Annotated in this window: 26 protein-coding genes; 9 read left to right on the top strand and 17 right to left on the bottom strand. The window is 73.9% G+C overall.

Annotation, left to right across the window (positions count from 1 at the left end; translation table 11 throughout):
- Positions 1 to 22: 22 nt before the first annotated feature.
- The 6 genes from V2J85_RS27120 (at position 23) to V2J85_RS27095 (ending at position 4,876) form a co-directional block, all read left to right on the top strand.
- Positions 23 to 553 carry an NUDIX hydrolase gene (locus V2J85_RS27120; RefSeq protein WP_261952390.1) on the top strand — a complete coding sequence of 177 codons (531 nt, stop codon included), beginning with the start codon at positions 23 to 25 and terminating at the stop codon, positions 551 to 553.
- Between the two features lie 22 nt (positions 554 to 575).
- The gene (locus tag V2J85_RS27115) at positions 576 to 986 is read left to right on the top strand and encodes a YidH family protein (RefSeq protein ID WP_261952389.1); all 411 of its coding nucleotides are present in this window, start codon (positions 576 to 578) and stop codon (positions 984 to 986) included.
- Positions 987 to 989: 3 nt separating this feature from the next.
- Entirely contained in the window at positions 990 to 1,349 is a 360-nt protein-coding gene (locus V2J85_RS27110; protein WP_261952388.1) for a DUF202 domain-containing protein, read from the top strand.
- 156 nt (positions 1,350 to 1,505) lie between these two features.
- On the top strand, positions 1,506 to 2,453 hold the full coding sequence (locus V2J85_RS27105; RefSeq protein ID WP_330823028.1) for an MBL fold metallo-hydrolase: 948 nt from the start codon (positions 1,506 to 1,508) through the stop codon (positions 2,451 to 2,453).
- Positions 2,454 to 2,603: 150 nt separating this feature from the next.
- Entirely contained in the window at positions 2,604 to 3,656 is a 1,053-nt protein-coding gene (locus V2J85_RS27100) for a phosphotransferase family protein (protein WP_261952386.1), read from the top strand.
- A 5-nt stretch (positions 3,657 to 3,661) separates the two neighbouring features.
- Positions 3,662 to 4,876 (top strand): acyl-CoA dehydrogenase family protein, encoded by a 1,215-nt coding sequence (locus V2J85_RS27095; protein ID WP_261952385.1) that lies wholly within the window; start codon positions 3,662 to 3,664, stop codon positions 4,874 to 4,876.
- Positions 4,877 to 5,121: 245 nt separating this feature from the next.
- Here V2J85_RS27095 and V2J85_RS27090 read toward each other — a convergent pair whose 3' ends face one another.
- Genes V2J85_RS27090 through V2J85_RS27080 form a run of 3 tightly spaced genes read right to left on the bottom strand, consistent with a single transcriptional unit; the run spans position 5,122 to position 8,194 of the window.
- Positions 5,122 to 5,733, bottom strand: coding sequence for a TetR/AcrR family transcriptional regulator (locus V2J85_RS27090; RefSeq protein ID WP_261952384.1), 612 nt, complete (start codon positions 5,731 to 5,733; stop codon positions 5,122 to 5,124).
- A 26-nt stretch (positions 5,734 to 5,759) separates the two neighbouring features.
- Positions 5,760 to 7,424 carry an AMP-binding protein gene (locus V2J85_RS27085; protein WP_330823027.1) on the bottom strand — a complete coding sequence of 555 codons (1,665 nt, stop codon included), beginning with the start codon at positions 7,422 to 7,424 and terminating at the stop codon, positions 5,760 to 5,762.
- On the bottom strand, positions 7,421 to 8,194 hold the full coding sequence (locus tag V2J85_RS27080) for an SDR family oxidoreductase (RefSeq protein ID WP_261952382.1): 774 nt from the start codon (positions 8,192 to 8,194) through the stop codon (positions 7,421 to 7,423). Before V2J85_RS27080 ends, V2J85_RS27085 begins: the two co-directional genes overlap by 4 nt.
- 173 nt (positions 8,195 to 8,367) lie before the next feature.
- Between V2J85_RS27080 and V2J85_RS27075 the strand changes: the two genes are divergently transcribed.
- Positions 8,368 to 9,654 carry an exo-beta-N-acetylmuramidase NamZ family protein gene (locus V2J85_RS27075; RefSeq protein ID WP_261952381.1) on the top strand — a complete coding sequence of 429 codons (1,287 nt, stop codon included), beginning with the start codon at positions 8,368 to 8,370 and terminating at the stop codon, positions 9,652 to 9,654.
- Here the strand turns inward: V2J85_RS27075 and purM are convergent.
- From purM to V2J85_RS27005, 14 genes are all read right to left on the bottom strand, one after another.
- Complete coding sequence (gene purM / locus V2J85_RS27070; RefSeq protein WP_330823026.1) at positions 9,639 to 10,709, bottom strand: phosphoribosylformylglycinamidine cyclo-ligase; 1,071 nt, start codon at positions 10,707 to 10,709, stop codon at positions 9,639 to 9,641. The two genes, V2J85_RS27075 and purM, sit on opposite strands and share 16 nt — an antisense overlap.
- A 46-nt stretch (positions 10,710 to 10,755) precedes the next feature.
- Positions 10,756 to 11,643: an NAD-dependent epimerase/dehydratase family protein gene (locus V2J85_RS27065; RefSeq protein ID WP_330823025.1), complete on the bottom strand. Its 888-nt coding sequence runs from the start codon at positions 11,641 to 11,643 to the stop codon at positions 10,756 to 10,758.
- On the bottom strand, positions 11,640 to 13,208 hold the full coding sequence (locus V2J85_RS27060; RefSeq protein ID WP_261952378.1) for a class I adenylate-forming enzyme family protein: 1,569 nt from the start codon (positions 13,206 to 13,208) through the stop codon (positions 11,640 to 11,642). Before V2J85_RS27060 ends, V2J85_RS27065 begins: the two co-directional genes overlap by 4 nt.
- The gene (locus V2J85_RS27055; protein ID WP_330823024.1) at positions 13,205 to 14,395 is read right to left on the bottom strand and encodes a cytochrome P450; all 1,191 of its coding nucleotides are present in this window, start codon (positions 14,393 to 14,395) and stop codon (positions 13,205 to 13,207) included. The genes V2J85_RS27060 and V2J85_RS27055 overlap by 4 nt, the downstream gene beginning before the upstream one ends.
- Positions 14,392 to 15,135: a glycosyltransferase family A protein gene (locus tag V2J85_RS27050; RefSeq protein ID WP_261952376.1), complete on the bottom strand. Its 744-nt coding sequence runs from the start codon at positions 15,133 to 15,135 to the stop codon at positions 14,392 to 14,394. The genes V2J85_RS27055 and V2J85_RS27050 overlap by 4 nt, the downstream gene beginning before the upstream one ends.
- Positions 15,132 to 16,142, bottom strand: coding sequence for a 3-oxoacyl-ACP synthase III family protein (locus V2J85_RS27045; protein ID WP_330823023.1), 1,011 nt, complete (start codon positions 16,140 to 16,142; stop codon positions 15,132 to 15,134). The genes V2J85_RS27050 and V2J85_RS27045 overlap by 4 nt, the downstream gene beginning before the upstream one ends.
- 15 nt (positions 16,143 to 16,157) lie before the next feature.
- Positions 16,158 to 17,330, bottom strand: coding sequence for a cytochrome P450 (locus tag V2J85_RS27040; RefSeq protein WP_330823022.1), 1,173 nt, complete (start codon positions 17,328 to 17,330; stop codon positions 16,158 to 16,160).
- A gap of 98 nt (positions 17,331 to 17,428) precedes the next feature.
- Positions 17,429 to 17,740 (bottom strand): DUF6506 family protein, encoded by a 312-nt coding sequence (locus V2J85_RS27035; protein ID WP_261952373.1) that lies wholly within the window; start codon positions 17,738 to 17,740, stop codon positions 17,429 to 17,431.
- Positions 17,741 to 17,742: 2 nt separating this feature from the next.
- A complete protein-coding gene (locus V2J85_RS27030; RefSeq protein WP_261952372.1) occupies positions 17,743 to 18,018 on the bottom strand; it encodes an acyl carrier protein in 276 nt (91 codons plus the stop codon).
- Complete coding sequence (locus V2J85_RS27025) at positions 18,015 to 19,814, bottom strand: fatty acyl-AMP ligase (RefSeq protein WP_261952371.1); 1,800 nt, start codon at positions 19,812 to 19,814, stop codon at positions 18,015 to 18,017. Before V2J85_RS27025 ends, V2J85_RS27030 begins: the two co-directional genes overlap by 4 nt.
- Positions 19,815 to 19,825: 11 nt before the next feature.
- Complete coding sequence (gene purF, locus V2J85_RS27020) at positions 19,826 to 21,301, bottom strand: amidophosphoribosyltransferase (protein ID WP_330823021.1); 1,476 nt, start codon at positions 21,299 to 21,301, stop codon at positions 19,826 to 19,828.
- Positions 21,298 to 21,828, bottom strand: a complete 531-nt coding sequence (locus V2J85_RS27015) for a hypothetical protein (protein WP_330823020.1) — start codon at positions 21,826 to 21,828, stop codon at positions 21,298 to 21,300. The genes purF and V2J85_RS27015 overlap by 4 nt, the downstream gene beginning before the upstream one ends.
- Positions 21,825 to 22,703 (bottom strand): hypothetical protein, encoded by an 879-nt coding sequence (locus tag V2J85_RS27010; protein ID WP_261952368.1) that lies wholly within the window; start codon positions 22,701 to 22,703, stop codon positions 21,825 to 21,827. Before V2J85_RS27010 ends, V2J85_RS27015 begins: the two co-directional genes overlap by 4 nt.
- Positions 22,700 to 24,079 carry a flavin-containing monooxygenase gene (locus V2J85_RS27005; RefSeq protein WP_330823019.1) on the bottom strand — a complete coding sequence of 460 codons (1,380 nt, stop codon included), beginning with the start codon at positions 24,077 to 24,079 and terminating at the stop codon, positions 22,700 to 22,702. Before V2J85_RS27005 ends, V2J85_RS27010 begins: the two co-directional genes overlap by 4 nt.
- 351 nt (positions 24,080 to 24,430) lie before the next feature.
- On the opposite strand from V2J85_RS27005, the gene purS reads away from it, so the two are divergent.
- Both purS and purQ read left to right on the top strand, forming a co-directional pair.
- Positions 24,431 to 24,688 carry a phosphoribosylformylglycinamidine synthase subunit PurS gene (gene purS, locus V2J85_RS27000; RefSeq protein WP_330823018.1) on the top strand — a complete coding sequence of 86 codons (258 nt, stop codon included), beginning with the start codon at positions 24,431 to 24,433 and terminating at the stop codon, positions 24,686 to 24,688.
- Positions 24,685 to 25,228 (top strand): phosphoribosylformylglycinamidine synthase subunit PurQ (gene purQ, locus V2J85_RS26995; RefSeq protein ID WP_330823017.1); only part of this gene is annotated, 544 nt, incomplete at its 3' end. The genes purS and purQ, both read left to right, overlap by 4 nt.

Here is a 25,228-nt window from a genome sequence, read left to right as displayed (position 1 = left end):
GGTACGTGGGGAGAATGCCCCCATGGCTGAGGAACCGCTCAATGTCGATGAAGTCCTCGATGTCGTCGACGAGAACGATCAGGTCGTGGGGCAGGCCCCGCGCGGCGAGAGCTACGCGCGCCGGATGCGGACCCGCTGCTCCTTCGTGCTGGTGCGGGACGCCGAGGACCGGATCTTCGTGCACCGTCGCACGCCGAACAAGCTGGTCTTCCCCGCGCACTACGACATGTTCGTGGGCGGGGTGGTCGGGGCCGGTGAGAGCTACGACCGGGCGGCGCTGCGCGAGGCGGAGGAGGAGCTGGGCGTGCGGGGGCTGCCGCAACCGGAGCCGCTGTTCAAGTTCCTCTACGAGACGGCCGAGCACACCTGGTGGTCGGCGGTGTACCAGGTGCGCTGCACGCTGCCGGTCGTTCCGCAGGAGGCGGAGATCGACTGGTACGCGTTCCTGACCGAGGAGGAGCTGATCGCGCGGCTGGACGAGTGGCCGTGGACGCCGGACGGGATGGCCGCGTACCGGCAGCTGCTCGCCCGGCGGGAGCGGGGGGAATGCTGATGCGGGCGGGCGGGTTCCGGCGATGAGGCGCGGCGGTGGGCTGCGGGCGGCCGGCGAGGCGGTGCGGCTCTGGGTCGCGCCCGCGCGCGTCCGCGAGGAGGGCACGACCCCCGACTACCGGTTCTCGCTGGCCAATGAGCGGACGTTTCTGGCCTGGCTGCGGACGGGGCTGGCGCTGATCGGCGGCGGGTTCGCGGTGGACCAGTTCCTGCCCCGGCTGCACGGCACGCTGCGGGTGAGCTTCACCGTCGTGCTGCTGGTGGGCGGAGGGCTGTGCGCGTTGCGGGCGGTCAACCACTGGGTGCGCTGCGAGCGGGCCATGCGGCGCGGCGAGGACCTGCCCGTTTCCCGCTTCCCCGGTGCGCTGGCGCTGGCCGTCGGGCTGTTCGCGGCGGCGGTGGTCGTGCTGGTGCTGCTGGGCCGGACGAACTAGGCGATGGAGAGGGAGCGCCCGGTGGCGGGCGGTGCGGGGCCCCGGCCGGCGTCGGACCGGGATCCGGGGCTGCAGCCGGAGCGGACCCGGCTGGCCTGGCGGCGGACCACGCTGTCCGTCACCGTGGTGGCGCTGCTGGCCGGCCGGCAGCTGTTGCGGAACGCCGAGCACGGGGCGGCGGTGGCGGCGGAGGCGGTACTGACCGGCCTGGTGTGGCTCGGCTTCGTCGTCCTCGCGCACCGCAGGATGCGGGCCATGGCGAGCGGCCGTCCGCCGGGACTGCCGCCGCGGACCGCGCTGCTGCTGATCGGCTGCACCCTCGCGCTGGCGCTGTGCGGGGCGGCGATCCTGCTCCAGGGGTGAGTCGCTCCTGGTGCCGGGGGATCCAGGGGCGGGCGGCGGTTTCCCGCCCGGGGCGGTGGCGGGGGTACCGTGGCCCGGTCCCGCGACGGCGGAGCGCGACCGAACTTCCCGTAGGCGGGTGGACACTGACGGGGCATCGGAGCAGGAGGCGCACCCATGACGGAAGCGGCGGAGCGGACCACGACCGGGCGGGGCGTGCCGGACGAGCCATATCTGACCGAACTCGCGGGCGGGGTGCACGCCTTCATCCAGCCCGACGGGGGCTGGTGCCTGAACAACGCCGGGTTCCTCACCGACGGCGGGACCACCCTCCTCGTGGACACCGCCGCCACCGAGCGCCGGGCCCGGCTGCTAGGCCGGCGGATCGCGGAGAGCGGCGCCCCGGCGCCCCGCTTCGTGGTCAACACCCACCACCACGGCGATCACACCTACGGCAACGGCGTCTTCACGCCCGAGGCGACCGTCATCGGGCACGCCGCCTGCCGCCGGGAGCTGCTGGCCGCCGGGCACCAACTGCACGCCGTCTGGCCGGAGGTGGAGTACGGCGACATCCGGCTCACCCCGCCGACCGTGACCTACACCGACGAGCTCACCCTCCACCTCGGCGGCACCGAGGTGCGGCTGCTCCACCCGGGGGTGGCGCACACGCCCGGGGACACCGTGGTCTGGCTGCCCCGGCAGCGCATCGTCTTCACCGGGGACCTGGTCTTCCACGGCGGCACCCCGTTCCTCTTCATGGGCTCGCTCACCGGCTCGCTGAAGGCGGTCGAGCTGCTGCGCTCGCTGGACGCGGTCACCGTCGTCCCCGGGCACGGCCCGGTCGCCGGCCCCGAGGTGTACGACGTCATCGAGCGCTATCTGCGGTTCGTCGGCGAGCTGGCGGAGGAGGGGCGGGCGGCCGGCCGTACGCCGCTCCAGGTGGCGCAGCGGGCGGAGCTCGGCCGGTTCGCGGAGCTGGCGGAGTCGGAGCGGCTGGTGGCCAATCTGCACCGGGCGTACGCGGAGCTGGCGGGCGGGGCGCCGGGGGCCCCGCTCGATCCGCTGGTCGGGTTCGGCGACATGACGGTGATGAACGGCGGGGTGCCGGTGGCCTGTCACGCCTGAGGCGGCGGCCGCGGGTGACCGGAATCCTCCCGTGCGGCGGTGCGTGACGGACGCCCCACGTACCGCCACTGGACGCCATACCGACTAGTCGGCATGATCGGGGCACGACCGATCGACCGTCGGACCGTCCACTCCCCACGGAGGAGCACGATGAGCAAGGGCACCCCTCCCCCCACGGCCCCGGACCGGGAGGATCCCCCGGGCCTCGACCTGGCGCGGTTGCGCGCGCATCTGGACCGGGAGCGGCCCGGGCTGGCCGGCGGTCCGCTGCGGGCGGAGCTGATCGAGGGCGGGCGGTCCAACCTCACCTACCGGGTCACCGACGGCACCGCCCGGTGGGTCGTCCGCCGGCCGCCGCTCGGCCATGTCCTGGCCACCGCGCACGACATGCGGCGCGAGCACCGGGTGATCAGCGCACTGCACCCGACGCCGGTGCCGGTGCCCGAGACGCTGCTGCTGTGCGAGGACGAGGCGGTGATCGGCGCCCCGTTCTACGTGATGGAGCTGGTCGCGGGCACGCCGTACCGCACCGCCGCCCAGCTGGCGCCGCTCGGCCCGGAGCGCACCCGCGCCGTGGTGCTGTCCCTCGTGGACACGCTGGTGGAGCTGCACGCCGTGGATCCGGAGGCGGTGGGGCTGGGCGACTTCGGCCGTCCGGACGGCTTCCTGGAGCGCCAGCTGCGGCGCTGGGGCAAGCAGCTGGCCGCCTCGAAGAACCGTGAACTGGCCGGGATCGACGAGCTGCACGAGGCGCTCGGCCGGGCGCTGCCCGCCTCCCCCGCGCCGGCCGTCGTACACGGCGACTACCGCCTGGACAACGTCCTGGTCGGCGCCGACGACACCATCAAGGCCGTGCTGGACTGGGAGATGTCCACGCTCGGCGACCCGCTGACCGACCTCGGCCTGCTGGCGATGTACAGCTCGGACCTGGGCCTGCCCGAGTCCCCGGTGAGCACGACCAGCGGCGCCCCGGGCCACCCCACCCCCGCCGAGCTGATCGAGCGTTACGCGGCCCGCTCCGGCCGGGACACCTCGGCCATCGCCTGGTACACCGCGTTCGCCTGGTTCAAGCTCGCGGTGATCCTCGAAGGCATCCACTACCGCTTCACGCTCGGCCAGACCGTCGGCGCCGGTTTCGACCGGATCGGCGAGCTCGTGCCCGTCTTCATCGACCGCGGACTGACCACCCTCAAGGAAGGCTGAGCCACATGGACTTCGCATTCGACGCCCGGACCGAGGAGCTGCGCGCCCGGCTGCTGGCCTTCATGGACGAGCACGTCCTCCCCGCCGAGCGGACCGCCCACGAGCAACGGGCCGGCCTCGCCTCGCCGTGGGACACCCCGGCGGTCGTGGAGGAGCTGAAGGCGGAGGCCCGCCGGCAGGGGCTGTGGAACCTGTTCCTCCCCGACGAGGAGTACGGCGCCGGGCTGACCAACCTCCAGTACGCGCCGCTGGCCGAGATCACCGGCCGCAGCCCGCAGCTGGCGCCCACCGCGCTGAACTGCGCGGCGCCGGACACCGGCAACATGGAGGTGCTGGCGCAGTTCGGCAACGAGGCGCAGAAGAAGCAGTGGCTGGAGCCGCTGCTGGCCGGCGAGATCCGGTCGGCGTTCGCGATGACCGAGCCGGACGTGGCCTCGTCGGACGCCACCAACATCACCACGCACATCGCGCGGGACGGTGACGACTACGTCATCAACGGCCGCAAGTGGTACATCTCCGGGGCGATGAACCCGCTGTGCCAGATCTTCATCGTGATGGGCAAGACCGACCCGGACGGCGCGGACCTGCGCCGCCAGCAGTCGATGGTCCTGGTGCCGCGCGACACCCCCGGCCTGGAGGTGAAGCGCGCCATGCAGGTCTACGGGTACGAGGACCACTACCACGGCGGGCACGCCGAGGTGGTGTTCCACGACGTACGGGTGCCGGCGGGCAATCTGATCGGCGAGGAGGGCGGCGGCTTCGGCATCGCCCAGGCCCGGCTCGGCCCCGGCCGGATCCACCACTGCATGCGGCTGATCGGCATGGCCGAGCGGGCCATCGAGCTGATGTGCCAACGGGCGGTGAGCCGTACCGCGTTCGGCAAGCCGCTGGCCCAGCAGGGCGTGGTCCAGGAGTGGATCGCCGACGCCCGGGTGGCGGTGGAGCAGCTGCGGCTGCTGGTGCTGAAGACCGCGTGGCTCATGGACACCGTCGGCAACAAGGGCGCCCACACCGAGATCCAGGCCATCAAGATCGCCACGCCGCGTACGGTCGTCGACATCCTCGACAAGGCCGTCCAGCTGTACGGCGCGGGCGGCGTGAGCCAGGACTTCCCGCTCGCCGAACTGTGGGCCGCGGCCCGCACCCTGCGCCTGGCCGACGGCCCGGACGAGGTCCACCAACGGTCCCTGGCCCGGCGCGAGTTGAAGCGGTACCTGTAGACGCCGCGAGCCGACACCTGAGGACACGAGCTGGGGCCGCACCGGTGGGGGGCGGCCCCAGCTCGGTGGGTGCCTGGTCTGGTGGGGGGGCGGGGCTGGTGGGGGGCGGTCCCAGTAGGGGGCGTCGAACACATCCCGTAGGGGTCGGCAGCGCCCCCTCGGGGCCACAACGGGGTGCAGGGGTGGGGGTATTCCCGTCTCTGCGGAGGTGTCGCCTGCCTTGAGGTGTCGCCTGCCGCGCCGGTCTACGGCCGTAGCGCCCGCAGCAGGAGGTCGGCCAAGTGGTCGGCGACCTGTTGCGGGGTGAGGGGGCCGTCCTCGCGGTACCAGGTGCCGAGGTGGTGGACCGAGCCGAAGTGGTAGTCGACGACGAGGTCGGCGGGGATGTCGGCGGCGAACACGCCGGAGCGCTGGCCCTCCTCGATCAGGGCGCGGAACCGTTCGTGGTAGCGCCGCCGCTCGGCGCGCACCTGCTTGTCCTTCTCCGGGCTGAGGTGGTGCATCGACCGGAAGAAGATCTTGGTGTCGTCGAGGTTGTCGATGGTGGTGACCACGACGTCGGCGGCGGCGTCCCGCAGCCGCTGCTCGACCGGGGCGTCGGCGTCGGCGAAGTGGTCCAGCCGCTCCTGCTGGAGCCGGAGCACCCGGCCGTAGACCTCGTGCAGCAGGTCTTCCTTGGAGCCGAAGTAGTGGTAGAGGGCGCCCTTGGTGACGCCCGCCGCGTCCACGATCTCCTGGACGGAGGTGCGGTCGTAGCCCTGTTCCGCGAAGAGCCTGGTGGCGGTGGCCAGCAGCCGCCGCGCCACCGGCTTCGTGCTGCCGTTGCCGTTGCCGGTGCCGTCCTTCGTGCCGGCCATCGCCCTCACCTGTCCTTCGTCGTACGTCATGCGCGGTGGCGCAGCTCCCGTCGGAGGATCTTGCCACTCGTGGTCTTGGGGAGCTCGGTCAGGATCTCCACCTCACGGGGATATTTGTACGCCGCGAGCCGTTCCTTGCAGTACGCCGCCAGCTCGGCGGGCGGCACGTCGGCCCCCGGACGCAGGCTCACGTACGCCTTGACCGACTCGCCGCGGTAGGCGTCGGGCACCCCGACCACCGCCGCCTCGCGCACCGCCGGATGGCCGTAGAGGACGTCCTCGACCTCGCGCGGCCACACCTTGAAGCCGGAGGCGTTGATCATGTCCTTCTTGCGGTCGACGACGTAGAGCCAGCCGTCGGTGTCCATGAAGCCGATGTCGCCGGTGCGCAGCTCGCCGTCCGGGAGGGCCTCGGCGGTGGCGTCCGGGCGGCGCCAGTAGCCGGGGACGACCTGGGGCCCGCGGACCGCGATCTCGCCCGGTTCGCCGAACGGCAGGTCCGCGCCGTGGTCGTCGACGATCCGGACGACGGTGTCCGGGCCGGGCACGCCGACCGCGAGCGTCCCGGAGACCTTGTCCACCGGCGCCTCCCGGCCGGGCGGCACGCTGGCGCACGGCGCGGTGCACTCGGTCAGGCCGTAGCCGTTGTGGAGGTACGGGCCGAAGGCGGTGCGGAACTTCTCGACGAGGGCGGGCGGCAGCGGCGCGCCGCCGGACGACATGATCGCGAAGGACGTGAAGTGGTCGCGGGTGACGTCCGGGTGGGCCATCAGCGCCATGTAGGCGGTGGAGGGGCCGACGGTGTAGGCGGGGCGGTGTTCCAGGAAGGCGTCCAGGACGACACCGGCCTCGAACCGGTAGGCGAGCACGAGAGTGCCGGCGTTGGCGAAGCAGACGGCGAGTTCGCAGACCATGCCGGTGATGTGGAAGAGCGGGGCGAGCGCGAAGTACGTGGTGCCTTCGGGCAGTCCGTGGCCGGTGCGCTGGCGTTCGGCGTTGTAGGTGAGGTTGCCGTGGGTGTTGGTGGCGCCCTTGGGCGTGCCGCTGGTGCCGGAGGTGTAGCTGATCAGCGCGAGGTCGTCGGCGGCCGGCCCGGGACCGGCCGGCGGTGCCGCGGCCCGCCCGGTGCCGGCGCGGGCGACGGTCAGCAGGTCGTCGGCGTCCTCCTGCGGCCCGAGCGGCTCCCCGCGCAGCACCCGGGCGTCGTCACGGGTCTGCAGTTCCCGCTCGGAGGTGGTCAGCGCCAGGCGTACGGAGGGCGCGGCGGCGGCGGTGGTGCGCAGGAAGCCGTCCCAGGTGCGGTCGGCGCAGATCACGGCGGTGACCTCGGCGTCGTCCAGGACGTGCCGCAGCTCGGCGGACTTGTACATGGGGTTGACGGGCACCACGACCCCGCCGGCCTTCCAGACCCCGAGCAGGGCGAGGACGAACTGCGGGGTGTTCTGCAGCATGATCGCGGCCCGGTCGCCGGGCCGGAAGCCGCGGTCGGCGAGGTGGGCGGCGATGCCGTCGGAGAGCGCGTCGGTCTCGGCGTAGGACAGCCGGCCGTCGAAGTAGGCGAGCGCGGTGCGGTCGGGGGCCTTCCGGGCGGCGGCGCGGAAGGCGTGCAGGACGGAGGGCGGCGGCTGGATCGGGGCGCGCTGGGCGTCGGTGAGCAGGGCCAGCCAGGGCTTGTCGCGGTACGAGGTCACCGGGTGCCCCCTTCGCGCTGCTCCAGCTTCTGCTGGAGGTGGTTCATCGCGGTCAGCCAGCGGTCGGGGTCGGTGGCCCGGGCGGTGTAGTAGTCGGCGACCTCCGGGTGCGGCAGGACCAGGAACCGGTCCTTTTCGATGGCGTCGAACAGCGCGTCGGCGACGGCGTCGGGCTCGACGGCGGTGGGCGTGAGCACCAGGTCCCCGGCCGCTCCGGTGGCGGCCAGCATGTCGGTGCGGACGCCCTGCGGACAGATGGCGTGCACGTCGATCCCGCGGTGCCGGTAGGTGAGCGAGAGCCATTCGGCGAAGGCGTACGCGCCGTGCTTGGTGACGCTGTAGGGGGCGGCGGCGACCATGGTGAGCAGGCCGGCGGCGGAGACGGTGGAGACGAAGCGGCCGCTGCCGCGCGCCAGCCACTCCGGTACCAGCTCGCGGGCCGCCCGGACGTGCGCCATGACGTTGACGTCCCAGGCGAGCGCCCAGTCGTCCTCGGGCGCGTCCGGGCCGCCGCCGGTGCCGACGCCGGCGTTGGCGCAGAAGACGTCGATGGTGCCGCCGAGCGCCTCGCGGGCGGCCGGGACGATGCCGGACGCGTCCCCGGCGACCGCGACCGCCCCGATCTCCGCGGCGGTCTGCTCGGCCTTGGCCTCGTCCAGGTCGTTGACCACGACCCGGGCGCCCTCGGCGGCGAACCGGCGGGCCAGTGCCGCGCCGATCCCCCCGCCCGCCCCGGTCACGACGACGGCCTTGTCCCGTACGGCTTCCACTGCGGTGTCTCCCTCGGTCGCGCGGATCGACTGACAGGCAGACTAACCAGTCGGTATGTGGGAGCGGAAGAGTCGGTTTCCGGTCGGCCCGTCCCGTTCCCGGACGGCGCCCGGCGCGTTAGCGTGCCCACCGCACGTACCGGTTTGGCTCTCCCGATCACGGAGGTGTGCGGATGGCTCTGTCGAGGCGCGTTCTGCTGGGACATCTGGCGGCGACCGGCGCGGCCGGTACGGCCCTGACCGCGGCCGCGGCGCCGGCGCGGGCGGCGGTGTCCGGCCCGGGCCGGGGCGGACGGCGGGTGCGGACCGGTTTCGCGCGGCTGGCCGCGGACGGCTACCGCCTCCTGGCGGGCGAGAAGGTCGGCGTCGTCACCAACCCCACCGGTGTCACGACCGAGCTGCGGCACATCGTGGACGTGCTGCACGCCGACCCGCGGGTGCGGCTGACCGCGGTCTTCGGCCCCGAGCACGGCTTCCGGGGCACCGCGCAGGCGGGCGGGTCCGAGGGCCGCTACGACGATCCGGCCACCGGGCTGCCGGTCTACGACACGTACGGCAAGAGCGGCCGGGAACTCGCGGACATCTTCACCGCCTCCGGTGTCGACACCGTCGTCTTCGACATCCAGGACGTCGGCGCCCGCTTCTACACCTACATCTGGACGCTCTACGACTGCATGGTGGCGGCCGTCCTCGCCGGCAAGCGCTTCGTGGTGCTGGACCGGCCCAACCCGGTCACCGGCCGCTTCGCCTCCGGCCCGGTGCTGGACAAGGCGTACGCCTCGTTCGTCGGCCGCGAGCCGATCGCGCAGGCGCACGGCCTGACGGTGGCCGAACTGGCCCTGCTCTTCAACGGCGAGTTCGTCCCGGAGGCGGCCGGCCGTCCGGTGGAACTCGCGACCGTGCGGATGAGCGGCTGGCGCCGCGGCGACTTCTACGACGCGACGGGCCTGCCCTGGGTCCCCCCGAGCCCCAACATGCCCACCCCGGACACCGCGCTGGTCTACGCGGGCACCTGCCTCTTCGAGGGCACCAACCTCTCCGAGGGGCGCGGCACCACCCGCCCCTTCGAACTCCTCGGCGCCGACGGCATCGACCGGCGCTGGGCCGCGGCCGCCACCGAACTCGGCCTGCCCGGCGTGCACTTCAGGGAGGCGTACTTCGCGCCCACCTTCTCGAAGTTCCAGGGCAGGACCATCGGCGGGGTGCAGCTGCACGTGCACGACCGGGCCGCCTTCGACCCGGTGCGCACCGGCATCGGCCTGCTGGTCACCGCGAAACGGGTCTGGGGCGGCTTCGCCTGGCGGCCGGACCACGGCATCGACCGGCTGACCGGTTCGGCGACCGTGCGCACGATGATCGACGCGGGCGCGGGCCCGGACGAGATCGTCGCCGCCTGGCAGGCCGGTCTGGCGAAGTTCCGTGCGGTACGGGCCCGTTACCTCCGCTATCCGCCGGCGTAGTCGCCGACGAGTTCCGCGCCGGTGGTGCGGTCGCCGCGCTCGACGATCTCGCCGCCGACCCAGGCGTCCACCCCGCGGTCGGCGAGCGTGGCGAGGGCCGTGGTCACGGACTCCGGTGGGACGACGGCGATCATGCCGACGCCCATGTTCAGGGTCCGCTCCAGTTCCCGGCGCTCGACCGGGCCGGCCGTGCCGACCAGGCCGAAGACCGGGCCCGGGGTCCAGGTCGCGCGGTCGACGGTGGCGTGCAGCCCGTCCGGGACCACCCGGGCGAGGTTGCCCGCCAGTCCGCCGCCGGTGATGTGCGCGAAGGCGTGCACCTCGGTCGCGCGGGTCAGGGCCAGGCAGGCGGCGGCGTAGATCCTGGTGGGTTCCAGCAGTTCCTCGCCCAGGGTGCGGCCCAGTTCGGCGATGTGCTGGTCCAGGCGCAGTCCGGCCCGGTCGAGCAGGACGTGGCGTACCAGGGAGTACCCGTTGGCGTGCAGGCCCGACGAGGCCATCGCGATCACCGCGTCGCCGGTGCGGATACGATCCGCGCCCAGCAGCCGGTCCGCCTCGACGACGCCCGTGCCGGCGCCGGCGAGGTCGAACTCGTCCGCGCCGAGCAGGCCCGAGTGTTCGGCGGTCTCGCCGCCGATCAGCGCGCAGCCGGCCAGGACGCAGCCCTCGGCGATGCCCTTGACGATCGCGGCGACCCGCTCGGGGTGGACCTTGCCGACGCAGAGGTAGTCGGTCATGAAGAGCGGTTCGGCGCCGCACACGACGATGTCGTCCATGACCATCGCGACGAGGTCGTGGCCGATGGTGTGGTGGACGCCCAGGGCGCGGGCGATGTCGACCTTGGTGCCGACGCCGTCGGTGGCCGAGGCCAGCAGCGGGCGGGAGTAGCCCTTCAGCGCCGAGGCGTCGAAGAGGCCGGCGAACCCGCCGAGGCCGCCGACGACCTCGGGGCGGGCGGTCTTCCTCACCCACTCCTTCATCAGCTCGACGGCGCGGTCGCCGGCGTCGATGTCGACGCCCGCGGACGCATAGCTGGCTCCGGTGCGGGGGCTCACGGGCGGCCGCCTTTCGGGGAGTTGGGGCAGGTGGTGGGGTGCGGCGTCACCATGACGCCGCGCCGTGGAAGGAGGTCGGTCCGGGACGGAAGCCGAGGCCGCGGCGGGCGGCGCCGAGCGCCAGGGTGCGTTCCATGGCGAGGTGGCTGAGCGCGTAGCGGGTGAGCCGCGGCGGCCGGGGCCGTTCCGCCAGCCGCCAGGCCGTCTCGGCGGCCGCCGCGGCCGCGGACGCCACGGCGGCCGGTACGGTGCGCAGCCGTACCGTCAGGCCGCGGGCGGCGAGCAGGGCCCGCAGCGCCTCGCCGATGGGGACCGGGGCCGCGTCGGCGATGTTGTAGGTGCCGGGCCGGGTGGTCCGGTCGCAGGCCAGCAGCGCGGCCGCGGTCAGCTGGTCGATGTGGGTGAGCGACTGCAGGGCGGTGCCGTCGCCCGGCAGCCACAGGGCGCCGCCGCGGACCGCGCCGAGCACCCGGGGCAGCAGCGTCCGGTCGCCCGGCCCGTAGACGGCGTGCGGGCGCAGCACGACGGTGTCCGGGCGGCCGCGCAGGGCCAGTTCGGCGGCGGCCTTGGAGGCGGCGTACGGGGTGAGGTAGCGGCGGACCGGGGCCTCGGTCTCGTGGCCGAGGACGGTCGGCCGGAACGGGTCGTACACGCTGGCCGTCGAGATGTGCACCAGCCGGGCGCCGGGGAAGGACGCGGCCACGTTCCGGGTGCCGGTGAGGTTGGCGTGCCAGACGGGTCCGGGCGCGCCCCAGTCGCGGACGGCGGCGGCCGCGTGCACCACCGCGTCGACCTCGGGGGCGTCCGCCCAGGCCCCGGCGCACAGGTCCCAGTCGGCGCGGGTGAGGGCGTGCACGGTCCAGCCCGCGGCGGTCGCCGCCCGGCAGACCGCGCCGCCCACGAAGCCGCGGGCGCCGGTCACCGCGATCCTCATCGCGCCGCCCCCGCCGTCCGGTCGCCCAGCAGGTCGCGCAGCGCGGCGCGGTCCGGCTTGCGGGTGCGGCCGGTGACCGGGACGCGGTCCAGGACCACCACCTCGTCCGGCAGCGCGGCCGCGTCGATGAGGGCGGGCAGCCGGGAGCGCACGGCGTCGGCGAGCGACTCCCGGTCGGCAGCGGGCCGTTCGGGCACGACGGCCAGGACGACGCGCTCGTCGCCGTAGGTGTCCGGGACGCCGACGATGACCGCGTCGGCGACGCCGGGCAGGGCCGCGACGGCCGGTTCGTAGAGCCCGGGGTAGATGTTGGTGCGGCCGCGGATGAGCATGTCCTTCTTCCGGCCGAGCAGGACCAGTTCGCCGTTCTCCAGCCGGGCGAGGTCACCGGTGGCGTGTTCGGTCATCGGCGGCTCGCCGAGGTAGCCGCGGCACAGGTTGGGCCCGGAGACCAGCAGTTCGCCGTCCGGGGCGGTGCGCACGCGGACCCCCGGCAGGGGGGTGCCGAGCAGGTCGCCGGGGCCGCGGTGGGCGAGCTTCGCGCGGCCGGTGGCGACCGCGACCGGCACGATCTCGGTCATGCCGTACACGGCGAGGAAGCGGACCCGCGGCAGGACCTGGGTGGCCCGGCGCAGCAGGCCGGGCAGGACCGGTGCGCCGCCGAGGACGAGGTGGCGCAGCGAGGCGGGCAGTGCCGCCTCGCCGCGTTCGACGGCGTCGAGCACCGCGGGCAGGTCGGCCGGTACGCAGAACGCGTGGGTGGCGCCGGCCAGTCCGCGGGTGAACCGCCCGGGGTCGGCGGCGGGCGCGAAGCCGTACGGCGGCATGGTCCAGTGCGCCCCGGCGACCAGGGCCGGGATGCCCATCATCAACTGGTCGGTGTGCAGCACGTCGCCGTCGCCCATGCACAGGGCGGAGCCGCAGCCGACCAGGCCGGCGCCGAGCGAGCCGCGGGTGTGGACCACGGCCCGGGGCGCCTGGGTGGTGCCGGAGGTGAAGACGACCAGCGCCTCCTGTCCGGGCGCCGGTCCGGGGCGGTCGGCCGGGGCGGGGCCGGCGGCGAGCCGGCGGGCGGACAGTGCCCCGGCGGGGACGCCGGGCAGCCGTCGGCCGGTGTGGACGTGCCGCAGGCCGAGCCGGTGGTAGTGCGGCAGCAGCAGTCCGCGGCGCCGGGCCAGCGGGCGGCCGTAGCGGGCCACCGCATACAGCAGGGACTCGGCGGCGGCCCAGCGCGGCCGGGCGAGTTCGCGGCGGGCGGTGAACAGTTCGGGCCCGGCGCCGGGGTCGGCGAAGACCACGGTGCCGCCTGCGGCGATCACGCCCAGGGCGAGCACCACGCCGTCCGGTCCCGGCCGTACGGAGAACAGCATCCGCTCCCCCGCCGCCATCCCGGCCGCGCGCAGCCCGCTCGCCGTGGTCAGGACGGCGCGGGCCAGTTCGCGGTAGCCGAGGGTGCGGCCGTCCGGGCCGGTGAGGGCGGGCGCGTCGGCGCGCCGCTCGGCGGTGTCGAAGAAGGCGGTGAGCAGATCGATCGGGTCGTCCGCCGCGGGCCGGGTGCCGGTCAACTGGCGCTCCTGAGTTCGAGGTTCAGCCGGGCGTAGCCCGGGATCAGGACGTGCCGGGCCGGGCGGCGGCCGGTGACGGCGACCGGCCCGGCGGCGAGCGCGGCGGCCAGCACCGCGCGGATCTGCGCCATGGCCAGCGGCATGCCGAGGCAGAAGTGCGGGCCCGCGCCGAACCACAGCCGGCGCAGTTCCGGCGGGTGCGGCCGCTCGGGGTCGAACGGCCCGTAGGCCTGGGCGCACAGCAGCGTGGCCACCACGACCCGGTCGCCGGGCGCGACCGGGACGCCGCCGATCCGTGCGGCGCGGGCGACGCTGCGCAGCATCACGGGGGACGGCACGGTGATCCGCAGTGCCTCCTCGATCACCGGGTCGGGGTCGGCGGCGGGGTCCGCGAGCCGGTCGAGCCGGCCGGTGTCGTGGCAGAGCGCGATCAGCCGCGGGATGAACGAGACCAGGGTCTCGGTGCCGGTGAGCAGGAAGGCGCCGACGGCCCCGCGGGCCTCCTGCTCGGTCAGGCCCAGTTCCCGCAGCCGCCCCGGCAGGGTCTCGTCGCCGCCCTGACGGTAGGCCGTCACCGCGGAGGCGGTCAGCCGGCCCAGCACCTCGCGCGCCCGCGCCACCTGTCGGCCCGTCATGCCGGACCGCCACAGCCGTACCGACTTCGTCACCTCGGACGCCTCGGCGTGCGCCCCGCCGAACCGGCCGGGCTCCGCGGGCATCCCGACGATCGCGCAGATCGCGGCGCCCGCGCAGATCTGCGCGACCCGGACCAGATCGACCTGTTCGCCGGCGCGCAGCCGGCGGGTCAGCGCGTCGAGCGGCTGCGCCAGCACCCGGGCGCACAGGGCCGTGACGTAGCCGGGGGTGAAGAGCCCGGACAGCCGGCGGCGGAGCGCCGCGTGGTCGGGGCCCTCCATGTTGAGCAGCACCGACGGGCCGAGCACCGGAGTCCACAGGTCGGACGGTGAGCCGGGCCCGGTCTTGGTGAAGTGGCCGGTGTCGCAGAGGACTTCGCGGGCCAGCGCGGCGTCGCTGACCACGACGCCGACCCGCGGCACCCGGACCACCGGGCCGCGGGCGGCGATCGCGCGCAGCAGCCGGTAGGCGACGGGGTGGGCGGCGGTCTGCACCCGGTGTTCCCAGTGCTCCCAGGTGGCGGGCGCCGCCGTGGTGGTGGTCGTCGTCACCGGATGTCCACCACCTCGGGCCGGTAGCGGTGGTCCGCGTACCAGCCGAGGGTGCGGCGCAGTCCCCAGGCCCGCACCCGGCGGGCCGAGCCGGCCACCTTCACGTCGCGCCGCGTGCCGTACGCGGTGGTCAGCCGGCGGACCGCGTTGACCAGGGCGCGGTCCTCGTGGACCTCCTCGATGGCGGTGCGCGGGAACCCGCCGGCGCGTTCGTACAGCTCCGCGGTGATCGCCATGTTGCAGCCGGGCGCCATCACGTACGGGCCGAGGTACTCCGGGCCGCGGTTGCCGGGCCGGAACCGGCCGAAGAGCGCGGCCACTTCGGTCGCGGAGACCAGGGCGGCGCGCCGCAGCGGGGGCAGCGGCGCCTCGTCGGTGCGGGGCCGCAGCCGGCCGGCGATCAGTTCCAGTCCGGCGTCGAAGCCGGCCCGGACCCGGGCGGTCCAGTCGGGCGCGGGCAGGCAGTCGGCGTCGGTGCGGGCCAGGTGCGTGGCGCCGTGCGCGATGGCGTGGCGCATCCCGGTGTCGGCGGCCGCGCCGGTGCCCTTGCGGGTCTCGTGCACCAGGTGCAGGTCGCCGGGGAAGCCGAAGGACCGTACGACGTCCGGGGTGCCGTCCGTGGAGTCGTTGTCGACGATCACGAGGGAGAAGTCCCGGTCGGTCTGGGCCGCGAGCGCCCGCAGCGTCGCGGTGATGCCGGGGGCCTCGTTGTAGGCCGGTACCACCACCCAGAGCCTCACAGCCGGATCACGCTCACTCCCATGCTGATGCCGCCGGCGAGCCCGATCAGGGCCACCAGGTCGCCGACGCCGGCCCGGCCGCTCTCCCGGGCGCGGACGAGCTGCAGCGGCAGGCTGGCCGACGCCGCGTTGCCGTGTTCGGTGACGGTGAGCGGGATCTTGTCGGGGGGCAGCCCGAACCGTTCGGCGAGCTGGTCCAGATAGGGCTTGGAGACCTGGTGGACGCAGATGGCCGCCATGTCCTGCCAGCGGACGCCGAGCCGGTCCAGGGTGTCGTCGAGGATCTGCGGGCCGAGCCGTTCGAAGGCGCGGCGCAGTCCCACGCCGTCGAGCCGGAAGTAGGTGTGCTCGTCGCCGCGGGGGTGGGCCGAGCCGCCCGAGGCGAGCGTGCCGACGTTCCAGGAGGCGGAGTCGGCGGTGAAGCCGCAGCCGAGGATGCCGGGCTCCGCGGACGCCTCGACGAGCAGCGCGGCGCCGGCGTCGGAGAGGGTGTAGCCGGGGATCGACGCGAGGTAGCTGCGCAGGTCCGGCACCGCCCAGCGGACGGCGCGGGAGGGCGATTCGCCGCAGGCGATCAGGATCCGGCGGTAGGAGCCCTGGGCGATCAGCGCGTGGGCGGTCTCCAGCGCGTTGAGCACGCTGTTGCAGGCGTTCTTGACGTCGAAGACGGGGCAGCGCAGGCCGAGGCGGTCGGCGACCATGTGCGAGGTGGCCGGCTCGATCATGTCCTGGCTGGCGGCGGCGAAGAGCAGCAGGTCGATGGTGCCGGCGTCGGTGCCGGTGTCGGCGAGGAGTTTGCGGGCCGCGGCGGCCGCCAGGTCGGACGCCTGCCAGTCGTCGGGCATGACGTGCAGCCGCTCGACGCCGGTCAGCCGGTGCACGAGGCCGGGCGGCGGGCGGAATCCGGTGCCGGCGGCGGCCACCCGGTGCTCGGTGTCCGTCGTGGAGCGCAGGGTCTCGGGCAGGTGGACGGCCACACCGGCCAGCCGCGCGTGGATCTGGGGCATGGTGCTGGTCTCCCGTCAGACGAGGGTCACGGTCAGCCGGTCGTACGAGGGGATGACCACGCGGCGGCTGTAGCGGCGCTCGGTGATCCGCCAGGGCCGTCCCACCGCGGTCAGGGTCTCCAGGGTCCGGCCGATCTCGGCCTGGGCGATGGCGGAGCCGAGGCAGTGGTGGCGGCCGGCGCCGAACCACAGCTGGCGGTTGGCGGGTTCGGCGGGCCGGCCGAGCCGGAAGCCGCCGGTGAGGCTGTTGGCGGTGTAGTTGAGCAGCGTGATCCGGTCGCCGGCCCGCAGGGTGCGCCCGGCCAGCCGCACCTGGCTGCGCACGGTCCGGCCGATGACCGGCGCCGGCGCGGTCACCCGCAGCCCCTCGCGGACCGCCTCCGGGACCCGCTGCGGGGACGCCAGCAGGGCGTGCTGCTCGCCGGTGTCGTGCAGCAGCGCGACGGTCCGGGTGATGGCGCTGGCGGCGGTCTCGGTGGCGGCCACGCCCACCAGCGCGGCCATGCCGGCGGTCTGCCGGGCGTTCAGGCCGACCTCGCGGCAGCGGCCGATGAGGTGGTCGGCGGGCTCGGTGGCCCACAGTCCCTCGACGTGCCCGGTGAGCCGCGCCACGATGCCCCGGCCGCGGGCCACCGTCGCCTCGGTCAACTCGCCGCCGCCGGCAGCTTCGACGGACAGCGCGGCCAGTTCGCGGGCGGTGGCGAAGACCCGTTCGTAGGCGGCGTCGTCGGTGCCGGTGACCGGGACCCGGAGCAGCTCGGTCACGATCCGGCCGACGACGGCCCGGCCGAGGGCCGCGACGTCCAGCGGCCGGCCCGCGGCGAGCTGGACGCGGGCCTCGACGAGCCGGGCCCCGATGGTGCGGTCGACCAGCTCGCGGGCCGCGGTCTCGCCGAACAGCTCGCGGGTGCCGGCGCGCAGCGCCCGGTGGCCCTCGCCGTCGAAGAGGTCCTCGACCCAGCCGCCCAGGAGCTGGGCCCACAGCCGGCCGACGCCGCCGCGGTCGAGGACGGTGAAGTGCTTCTGGTCGACGAGCACGGACCGGGCGGTCGCCGCGTCGGCGGTCAGCCAGCCCAGCTTCGGGACGTAGGTCAGGGGCCGGGCCAGCCGGCCGGCGTGCAGCAGCAGCGGGAGGGCGGGGCGGCTGGCGGCCAGGACGCGCAGCTCGTGGAGTCCGGCGCGGTTCATGGTGGTCCCTCTCGTGGTGTCGGGGGAACGGCCGGGGCCCGCCGGGCTCCCTCCCGTACGGGGGAGGGAGGGGGCCCGGCGGGGAGCAGGCTGCGGGATCAGCCTGCCTGGGGAGGAAAGAGCGCTGCCATGCCGTCGATCGACTCGGGGCCGTAGCCGACCGAGCCGACCGGGACACGGGACTTGGTGGCCTCGATGACCCGGGCCGTCCACACGGGGCCGAAGCCGCCGCACAGTTCGATGAGCTGGATGCCCTCGTCGACGAGCCGGGCGGCGACCTCGGGTGCCCGGGCCGGGTCCGCCATGCCGACGAGGACGGCGCGGAAGCCGTCGCGTTCGATGACGGAGCGGTCGCGGTCGGGGTCCAGCCCGCGTCCGGTGAACAGGAACCCGAAGGCGTCCAGGGCCATGCTCAGCACTCCTTCCGCGGCTGCCGCAGCTCCGCCACGACCAGGTCGGCCGCTTCGGTCAGGCTCAGTCCGCCCAGCGACGCCTCCGTGCGCAGCTCGGCGCCGCACCACTTCTGCAGGTCGCCGAGGAGCACGGAACTCGTCATGGAGTCGATGCCGAAGGCGCTGAGCGGGACGTCCGCGTCGAGGTCGGCGGGCGCCATCTCCAGCATCTCGGCCAGCACGTGGCGCAGCCGCTCGACGACCAGCTCCGGGGTGATCTCCTGGGTGACGCTCATGCCGCACCGTCCTTCCGTACGCTGGACCACTGGGCCAGCGGCGGCAGCTGGCCCGACCTCATCTGCTCGGCGCAGGCGCGCCGGCGGATCTTCCCGCTGGTGGTGCGGGGCACCTTGTTGCGCGGTACGGCGTAGACGCTGACCGCGGTCGGCAGCACCTTGGCCACCGCGATACCGGCCGCGCGGACGGCGGTGGCGAGCACCTCCGGGTCGCGCACGGTGGTCTCCACGACCACGGCCACGCCCCGGTCGTCCTCGTGGAGCGGCCAGGCGGCGGCCCGCTGCTGGGCGAAGGCGGGGTGGGCGGCGACCGCGACGGCCTCGGCGTCCTGCGGGAAGTAGTTCTCCCCGCCGATGATCAGCACGTCCTTGATGCGGCCGGTGATGAACAGCTGGCCGCCGTCGACGAATCCGAGGTCCCCGGTCCGTACGTAGGACGGGCCGGTGGTGTCCTCGGTGCCGGCCAGGCGGGCCGCGAAGACCTCCGCGGACTCCTCTTCGCGGCCCCAGTAGCCCCCGCAGTTGCCGGGCGAGTCGACCCAGATCTCGCCGACCACGCGGTCGGCGAGCGCCTGGCGGGTGGCGGGGTCGACCACGGCGACGCGGATGCCGTCCGCCACCGGTCCGCAGCCGACGAGTTCGACGCCCGCCGCGGTGTCGGCGGTCGGCACGGCCTTGCCCTCGGCCAGCGCGTCCCGGTCGTAGTACGCCGCGACCACCGGTTCCAGCGACGGGCTCACGCTCACCAGGAGGGTGCACTCGGCGAGCCCGAAGCCGGGCGAGAAGACCTCCTCGCGGAAGAGGCTGAGCCGGAACGCCTCGGCGAACCGCCGCTGGGTGGCGGCCCGTACGGGCTCGGAGCCGTTGACCGCGACCCGCCAGGTGGACAGGTCGATGGCGGCGCGCTCCTCCGCGGGCACCCGGTTGACGCACATGTCGTACGCGAAGTCGGGCGCGGCGGTGAAGACGTCGTCCTCGGCGGCGATGGCGCGCAGCCACACCCGCGGGTCGCGGACGAAGGTGGCCGGTTCCATGGTGACGGTGGACGCGCCGGACACCAGGGGCAGCACCACCGCGGTGCACAGGCCCATGTCGTGGAAGAACGGCAGCCAGCTGACGATGGTGGTGGTGGGCTCCACCTCGCAGGCGTCGCGCATCGCGATCTGGTTGGCGACGAGGTTGCCGTGCCGGACGACGACGCCGCGCGGGTCGCCGGTGGAGCCGGAGGTGTACTGGAGCAGCGCCGTGGCCGCCGGGTCGAGCGCGACCGGGTCGGGCAGCGCCGCCCCGTCGGGCCGCGGGCGGTCCGGCCGGCGCACGGCGATCCACCGCACGCCGGGCAGCAGTTCGGCGTCGGCCTCGTCGGCGTCCTCCTGGGTGGAGACGAGGACGGCGCACGGGTCGCAGTCGCCGCAGATCGCCGACAGCCGCTCGGCGCGGGTGGTGGTGCCGCCGCGGGCGGCGGTGCGGAACGCGGGCACCGGCACGGCGATCATGCCGGCGTACAGGCAGCCCAGGAAGCCGATGTGGAAGTCGAGTCCGGGCAGCGCGGGCACGATGACGCGGTCCCCGGCGGTGCCGATCTCGCGCAGCGCGGCCGCCAACTGGCGTGCGCACAGGTCGAGTTCGACCGGGTTCAGGGTCTCGAGGGTGTCCCCGGACGCGTCGAGGGCGGTGACCACCGGCCGGTTTGCGTCGGGGCCCGCGGCGCGGGCGAGCAGCGCCGCGACGAGGGTGCGGGGCTCCCGGCCGGGGCCCGGCGCCGTGGTCGTGGTCGCCTCGGTTGGGGTGTTCACTGCTGTGCTCCTCATTCGACGGTGCCTCGGGACGCGAGGGCGGTGCCGGATCGGGTTCCCGGCTGCGGCCGGGTGGCCGGGGCGGCGAGCGCACCGGCGGGAATCGCGGTGGGGTAGCGGCCGGTCAGGCACGCGGTGCAGTAGCCGGAGGGGTCCCCGCCGGCGGCCTCCAGGAGCCGGTCCAGCGAGAGGAACGCCACGCTGTCGCAGCCCAGTTGCTCGGCCAGCTCGGTGATCGGCAGTCGGGCGGCGAGCAGTTCCTCCGGGCGTCCGGTGTCGATGCCGTAGAAGCACGGCCACCGGTACGGCGGGGAGGCGACCCGCAGGTGCACCTCCACGGCCCCGGCCCTGCGCAGCAAGCCGGTCACGGTGCGCATGGTGGTGCCCCGGACGAGCGAGTCGTCCACCAGCACCACCCGCTGCCCGGCGACCGCGGCGGCGACCGGGGCGAGCTTGCGGCGCACGGTGGTCTCCCGGGCCGCCGGGTCGCCCGCGATGAAGCTGCGGCCGACCGCCCCGGGCCGCAGCAGGCCCTGGACGACCCGGAGTCCGGACCGCTCGGCGTAGCCGTCGGCCGCGACCCGTGCCGTCTCGGGGGTGGCGACGACCACCGGGCGCGGCGATCCGGTCACCGGCGCGTAGTCGGCGAGGGCCTGGCCCGCCCGGTAGCGCGCCTGGTAGACGCTGCGCCCGGAGAGGGCCGAGTCGGCCCGGGCGAAGTAGACGTATTCGAAGAGGCAGGCCGCGGTCTTGGCGTCCGGCACCGGCACCCGGCTGCTCGCGGTGCCGTGCGGGCCGATGGTCAGCACCTCGCCCGGCTCCAGCTCGCGGACCACCTCGCCGCCGACGGCGGTGATCGCCGCGGTCTCGGAGGCCAGCAGCCAGGCGTCACCGCGCCGGCCGAGGGCCAGCGGCCGGAAGCCGTGCGGGTCGCGCACGCCGTACAGCTGCGTGCCGTCGGACAGGACCAGCGCGTAGGCGCCGGTCAGTCCGGGCAGCACCGCGTGCAGGGCGGCCGAGGTGTCGACGCCCGCCGCGGCGCGCCGGGCGAGCAGCAAGTGGGCCATCAGCTCGCTGTCGGTGGCCCACCGGGCGGGGTCGATCGCCTCGGCGCCGGGCGCGGTGTGCGGGTCGACCAGGGTGCCGTTGTGGGCCAGGGCCAGCGGCGGCCGGTCCAGGACGACCGGCTGGGCGCCGGCCAGCCCGTCCCGGGCACCGTGGGTGGCGTAGCGGACGTGGCCGACCGCGACCGGGCCGTGCGGCAGTCCGTCGAGGTCGGGCATTCCCTGGGCGACGGTGCCGGCGCCGTGCCGGGCGACCAGGGCGGCGCCGGTGCCGACGGCGATGCCGACGCTCTCCTGGCCGCGGTGCTGCAGTGCGACGAGCATCTCCCGTACCAGTGCGGCGTGGTGGCCGGCCGGCCCCCAGACGCCCGCGACGCCACAGGCCTCGCGGGGCTTGTCCGCGTCGTACAGGGGCCCGTTCATAAGGCGTCACCGCCCGAGTCGAGCCAGTCGGTGAAGGCGTCCAGGTCCGGCAGGATCACGGTCGAGCAGGACAGCACCGCGAGGTTCTGGCGCATGTCCGTGATGGCGACGACGGTGCGGCCGGCACGGTGCGCGGAGAGCATCTCCGCGGCGGTGCCCATGCTCGGCTCGTGCCCGGGCAGCCAGGCCACGCACACGTCGCTGTCCGCCGCCAGCCGGGTGAGCCAGTGGAACAGGTCGGTCAACTCGCGGAGTTCCTTGGCGAGTTCGTCGTGGTGCAGGACCTTCCGGTCGGCCAGCGCGGCGTGTGCGGCGCGGACGTCCGCGGGGTGCGAGGCGAGCCATTCGGCCATCACCACACCCGGGTCGTGGATGACCGCGTCGGGGCGGCGCGCGCGCAGCGCCTCGGTCAGCCGCTGCCGGTAGGACTGATCGGTGAGGTCGGCGCCGGTGCGCGCGCCCTGCATGGTGCCGGCCAGGAAGTAGGAGCGGGCGGGCCGGTCGTCCCGCGCGTCTGGGGCGGTCACTCGTCCTCCAGGGAGTACGGGGCCAGGACCAGCCCGGCCGGTGCCGCGGCGCGGTGGATCGCGGCCGCTTCGAGGAGGAAGGCGACCACGTCGTCCTGCGGCGCGCCGACAGCGTCGGCCACGACCTCCAGGTCGCGCCGGAAGCGGGCGTCGCCGTGCGTCGCGACGGCGCCCTGGTTGTCCTTGGTGAGCATCAGCAGGCTGTCCTCGGCGACCCCGGCGGGCCGCCCGGCGAGCGGCAGGACCAGCTCCGCCATCTGCCGGCTGACCGGGTGCAGCACCCGTACGGACACGCTGTGCTGCTCGGGGTGGACCAGCAGCGGGCGCACCCAGTCCGCGGCCGGCGGCACGGTCTCCAGCTGCGACTCGGGGCGCAGCACGAAGGACCGCGAGGCGATGTTGTGCCCGCGCCGCGGGCTGTACCGCAGGTAGTCCAGGCGGACCGCGTCGTCGTCGAGCGTCCAGGTGGCCCGCACCCGGCTGGGCGCCGGGCTGCCGTCCTTCTTGACCCGGAACGGGTAGGCGTCGACGGTCAGCTGCACGACGCCGTCGGTCGCGGCGGCGCGGTCGAGCCGCAGCGGCTCGGCGTGCAGCAGGTACGGGTCGAGGATGTCGAGGCCCTCCGCCCGCCGGTAGACGGCCGCCACGTGCCGCCCGTCGATGGGGTATTCGGCGGTGATCCCGGACCGTTCGGCGACCAGCCGGCCGGCCGTGAACGACTGCCAGGCGCAGGACTGTCCGAACCGCGGCGGGGCGGCCCGGGTGCCGAAGTACTCGTGGAACTGGGAGGCGCTGTTGTACGGCACCCCGACGAGCACCTCGTCGAGGACCTCCTTCTGCACCTCGCTCAGCACCGCCGCACCGACGGCGTTCACTTGCGGCCTCCCGAGAAGAGCGCGGCCGCCTGCTCCAGCAGGGAGGGCCGTTGGGCGTAGGTGGTGTCGCGGCCGCCCAGCAGCGACAGGTGGTCGCGCAGCACCCGCAGGTAGGTGAGGAGTTCGAACTGGGTGAGATTGCGCGGGGAGTCGAGGAACTTGATCCCGCCGGTGATGTCCACGTCCCGCCTCCGCTTGCGCTCGTCGAACCGGCGGGCCGCCTCCGGGTCCCGTTCCCGGGCCGCCAGATAGCTCGCGATCACCCGCGACTGCAGCTCGACGGTGGGGAAATGGCCGCCCGTTCCGTCGGTCATTCCGGCGATGAAGAGATCGTCGTAGCGCGGCGAGAAGGCGAGCAGATAGAAGTCCGGCCGGCCCTTGTTCCAGTCCAGGTGCTCCTCACCGACGAACGGAATGTGGATCCGGAAACCGGTCGCCATGATGATGGTGTCGAATTCCTCCGACGTACCGTCCGAGAACTCGACGAACTTCCCGTCGAAACGCACCGGGGCCTTGCGCACCTTCACCCGGCCGTGCGCGCAGTAGTACGGCAGCAGGGAGTTCACGATCGGCGGGGATTCCAGCGGCTCGTGATCGGGCTTCGGCAGTCCGAACTGATCGGGGGTGCCGATGCTCAGCTTCAGCATGGTCCGGTACGCCGCACGCGCCACCGGGGCCGGCAGCCGCAGATTCTGGCTCGATTCGGAGACCTGGTCCGCGGGCTTTCCGAAGATGAATTTCGGGAAGAAGTAGTAGCCGCGGCGCATGCTGATCGCGACGTGATCGGTGACGCCGGCGGCCTCCACCGCGATGTCACAGCCGGAGTTCCCGGCACCGACGACCAGGACCCGCTTGCCGGCGAGAGCGGCCGCGCTGGTGTAGTCCCGGCTGTGCAGGATCTCCCCGTCGAACTTCCCCGAGAACGCCGGCATATGGGGGTGCCAGTTGTGGCCGTTCGCAATGATCAGCGCGCGGTGCTCGGCCGAGTGCCCGTCCGCGGTGGTGACCCGCCAGCCGTCCGTGAGCCGCTCGACCTGCGTGACGTCGGAGCCGAACCGGATCAGCGGCAGCAGGTTGAACCGCTCCGCGTACTGCCGCAGATACCCGTGCACCTGATCGTGCCGGGGATAGGCGGGCAGCCCGCGGTCCATGGGAAGATCCGCGTAACCCGTCACCTCGCGGGAGGTGATGGTGTGGGTGTTCTGGTAGACGGAACTCCGCGGATTACGGATGTCCCAGATACCGCCCACGCCGGAGTGGGACTCGTACGCCACACACGGAATGTTGAGATCACTGAGGTTCTTGAGAGAGGCCAGCCCGGAAGGGCCCGCTCCGATGACGGCGACCGGCCGTGGATCCACTTGTGGTTCTGGCATGAAACTGAATTCCCCCATCGATGGTGCGGCGTACGCAGCCCCCTCCGAAGCCTGTGAGGGTGCTGCTGTACGACCAAGACTTCATCAAGTCGCGGGGTCGACTCCAGCCACTTTCAAGGACTTTCAAACGACCGGCTGGATTCCTGCCGAACCTTGACTTCACCGCCCCGACTTCCCCCTAATGGAGCCGACCGGACGGGGGCCCGGACCGAGCGGACCGAACCGACTTCGCGCCGGAGTGCACAGCGTCACTCCGGCGCGAATCCGCCGACTCCAAAGTGAAACAGGTCACTTTTTCCTTCCGGTGGAACCAAGCAACTCCCTTTTGCGTCAACACCCTTACCGGAAGGAGTGCCAGTGGCACGCGTCGTGGTCGACGTCATGCTCAAGCCGGAGATCCTCGACCCGCAGGGGCAGGCGGTACAGCGCGCACTGCCCCGCCTCGGTTTCGACGGCATCGCGATCGCCGAAGTCCGCCAGGGCAAGCGTTTCGAACTGGAGGTGGACGGGCCCGTCGATGACGCCGCCCTCACCCGTATCCAGGAGCTGGCCGACACCTTTCTCGCCAACACCGTCATTGAAGACTTCACCGTGCGGGTCGAGTCATGACCTCGCGTATCGGTGTGATCACTTTCCCCGGTACGCTCGATGACCGCGACACCCAGCGCGCGGTCGGTCTGGCGGGCGCCGAGGCGGTGCCGTTGTGGCACCGTGACAAGGACCTCAAGCAGGTCGACGCCGTGGTCCTGCCCGGCGGGTTTTCCTACGGCGATTACCTGCGCGCCGGAGCGATCTCGCGCTTTTCGCCGGTGATGGAGACCGTCATCGAGCAGGCGAAGGCCGGACTTCCCGTCCTGGGTATCTGCAACGGGTTCCAGGTGCTGACCGAGACGCATCTGCTGCCGGGCGCGATGCTGCGCAACAACCATCTGCACTTCATCTGCCGCGATCAGAGACTGCGGGTGGAGAACGCGAACACGGCCTGGACGACCGAATTCTCGGCCGGGCAGGAGATCTCCGTTCCGCTGAAGAACATCGATGGCCGGTACACCGCTGACGAGCGCACGCTCGATGAGCTGGAGGCGGAGGGCCGGGTGGTCTTCCGTTACCTGGACGGCAACCCCAACGGTTCGTTGCGTGACATTGCCG

Source organism: Streptomyces bugieae, from assembly GCF_036352915.1.
Taxonomy (GTDB): Bacteria; Actinomycetota; Actinomycetes; order Streptomycetales; family Streptomycetaceae; genus Streptomyces; species Streptomyces endophytica.
Note: the sequence above shows the minus strand (reverse complement) of the source record. Positions and strands in the feature narration are given on the sequence as shown.

Bases quoted from the DNA above. Each gene is read 5' to 3' on its own strand.
- V2J85_RS27120 (WP_261952390.1), top strand. From the start codon at position 23: ATGGCTGAGGAACCGCTCAATGTCGATGAAGTCCTCGATGTCGTCGAC.
- V2J85_RS27115 (WP_261952389.1), top strand. From the start codon at position 576: ATGAGGCGCGGCGGTGGGCTGCGGGCGGCCGGCGAGGCGGTGCGGCTC.
- V2J85_RS27110 (WP_261952388.1), top strand. From the start codon at position 990: ATGGAGAGGGAGCGCCCGGTGGCGGGCGGTGCGGGGCCCCGGCCGGCG.
- V2J85_RS27105 (WP_330823028.1), top strand. From the start codon at position 1,506: ATGACGGAAGCGGCGGAGCGGACCACGACCGGGCGGGGCGTGCCGGAC.
- V2J85_RS27100 (WP_261952386.1), top strand. From the start codon at position 2,604: ATGAGCAAGGGCACCCCTCCCCCCACGGCCCCGGACCGGGAGGATCCC.
- V2J85_RS27095 (WP_261952385.1), top strand. From the start codon at position 3,662: ATGGACTTCGCATTCGACGCCCGGACCGAGGAGCTGCGCGCCCGGCTG.
- V2J85_RS27090 (WP_261952384.1), bottom strand. From the start codon at position 5,733: ATGGCCGGCACGAAGGACGGCACCGGCAACGGCAACGGCAGCACGAAG.
- V2J85_RS27075 (WP_261952381.1), top strand. From the start codon at position 8,368: ATGGCTCTGTCGAGGCGCGTTCTGCTGGGACATCTGGCGGCGACCGGC.
- V2J85_RS27065 (WP_330823025.1), bottom strand. From the start codon at position 11,643: ATGAGGATCGCGGTGACCGGCGCCCGCGGCTTCGTGGGCGGCGCGGTC.
- V2J85_RS27045 (WP_330823023.1), bottom strand. From the start codon at position 16,142: ATGCCCCAGATCCACGCGCGGCTGGCCGGTGTGGCCGTCCACCTGCCC.
- V2J85_RS27040 (WP_330823022.1), bottom strand. From the start codon at position 17,330: ATGAACCGCGCCGGACTCCACGAGCTGCGCGTCCTGGCCGCCAGCCGC.
- V2J85_RS27035 (WP_261952373.1), bottom strand. From the start codon at position 17,740: ATGGCCCTGGACGCCTTCGGGTTCCTGTTCACCGGACGCGGGCTGGAC.
- V2J85_RS27030 (WP_261952372.1), bottom strand. From the start codon at position 18,018: ATGAGCGTCACCCAGGAGATCACCCCGGAGCTGGTCGTCGAGCGGCTG.
- purF (WP_330823021.1), bottom strand. From the start codon at position 21,301: ATGAACGGGCCCCTGTACGACGCGGACAAGCCCCGCGAGGCCTGTGGC.
- V2J85_RS27005 (WP_330823019.1), bottom strand. From the start codon at position 24,079: ATGCCAGAACCACAAGTGGATCCACGGCCGGTCGCCGTCATCGGAGCG.